The following is a 269-nucleotide window of genomic DNA, read 5'->3' on the forward strand; positions in this document are numbered from 1 at the left end:
TCCTTCTCGCGGATGCCGTCGGCACCGGGCTTCCAGCCGGCGTCGTCGAGCATCTTGGCGGCCTTCTCGATGTTGAATTCCCAGGATGTGTTCTTGGAAACAAACTTCTCCGGGCCGTTGAGGAAGTTGGAGGTGGTGCGGCCGGCGCGGCCGTAGATCGCCTTCTTGACGGACTCGCGGTCGACCAGCAGGGACAGCGCCTTGCGCACGACAGGGTCCGAGAACAGCGGATGCTTGGTCTTCATCGACGAACGCTCGCCGTCGACCTC

Annotated in this window: 1 protein-coding gene; it reads right to left on the reverse strand. The window is 63.2% G+C overall.

The window, feature by feature from the left end; translation table 11 throughout:
• On the reverse strand, nucleotides 1-269 hold a 269-nt coding region (locus tag AABA86_RS34085), incomplete at both ends, for an ABC transporter substrate-binding protein (RefSeq protein WP_338309863.1).

This window comes from Bradyrhizobium sp. TM233 (assembly GCF_036247965.1).
Lineage (GTDB): Bacteria > Pseudomonadota > Alphaproteobacteria > Rhizobiales > Xanthobacteraceae > Bradyrhizobium > Bradyrhizobium ottawaense.